Genomic DNA, 1,418 nt, shown 5'->3' with positions numbered 1-1,418 from the left:
TTCATCTTGTACTCCATGTTCAGGCCGGTCTGGGACATCATCTGGAGCATGTTCATCCAGGTTTCGGGGGAACGGGTTGGCTCGATGGGGAGTGTGCCGTCGACCACGAGGTAGTCGATGTCGCCCTGAAGGGCCGCGATGTCGTAGTCGAGGTAGCCGTCTTCGACCATGCCGGATAACTGGGACGGCATGGTGTAGGGGTCGATCTTGATGGAACCCTGGGCGACGAGGGCGTCCTGCAAGTTGCTGACCATCATTCTGACCATGGGCCGGATGGTGGTGCTGGAGAGGATTCTTGAGAGGACGCCGAGTCGCTGGCTGCCGAGCTGGGTGAGTCTTTGGATTTCGGTGGCACTTCTGACGTCGGCGGTGGGAATGCCCTGCTGCGCGTCGGAGGCGGCGGATACCCGTTGTTTCATCTCGCCCATGGTCATGATGTCGTTCCAGTGACCTTTGGTGACGTCGGGCACGTTGGCGATGAATACGCCGTCGCCAGGTTTGGTGCCTGGCGCGGTTCGCACGACGCCCCAGGGGTTGCGGTCGATCAGGTCGGGGATGGAGACCTGGGTCGGGTCGGCGAAGATGAGATTGTTGAGGGCGGCCTGCACGTTGTCGACTCTTGAGCGCAGTAGCCAGGTGGCGATGTCGTGCATAGGCAGCAGCATGTCGTAGAGGGACTGCTGAAAGGTTTTGTGGCTGTCGAAGAAGAGACCGCCCATGACGCAGGGGAACTGGCGTCCGTAGGGGTTGAGCTGACAACGGATGACGTGTTGTTCGTCAATGATGGTGACGAGCATCCAGATTTGTTCGATGGCGGGGACGCCGATTTCGTAGCCCGCCAATCTGACCCAGCATTCGTCGACGGTGCGGGCATTGCCAAGGGTGAAGTAGTTGGAGGTATTGTCCCTTGCCAGAGAATCGGTAGGGTCGATGGAAAAGCCTTTGCCCTCTTCCTTGTGCCATTTGTGGGCGCTCCAGCCTTGTTTGGCGTTGCCGGTGCGTTTGTGCAGGAGGTCTTTGTCCTGCTTGAGTCGTGGGTAGAGACCGGTTTGCACCAGGGCGGAGGTGGCCACGTAGTCGGTGAAGACGATGTATTGCTGGCGTTCCCAGTCACCCCAGGTGATACGGGGGTCGGGGAAGGCTTTGCGCGGGTCGAAGTTGACGATGGAGTTGGTGTTGGACTGCGGATTCCAGACGACTTTGGTTGGTGACATGCCGTAACGGATGTTGTCGAGCAGGAGTTGCGCCAGACGTGCTTCGCCAGAGGTGCGGCGCATGTGCTGGTGCAGGACGCGCTCAAGGAGCATGGAGGACTTGCGGGAATCGCGGTTCAGTCCTTCAAGCTGGAACATCGGGTTTCGCCCGCCGAGGGCGCTCATCATGTAGGTGAGTACGGTGTCGGAGATGGCGCGGGTGTC

1 protein-coding gene is annotated in these 1,418 nt (G+C 59.8%); it reads right to left on the bottom strand.

Annotated features, from left to right (window positions below; translation table 11 throughout):
• Nucleotides 1-1,418, bottom strand: a 1,418-nt coding sequence (locus AK963_RS34000) for a portal protein (protein WP_175404721.1), incomplete at both ends; no start/stop codon positions are given.

It is taken from the genome of Endozoicomonas atrinae (genome assembly GCF_001647025.1).
In the GTDB taxonomy this organism is placed as follows: Bacteria; Pseudomonadota; Gammaproteobacteria; order Pseudomonadales; family Endozoicomonadaceae; genus Endozoicomonas; species Endozoicomonas atrinae.
Note: the sequence above shows the minus strand (reverse complement) of the source record. Positions and strands in the feature narration are given on the sequence as shown.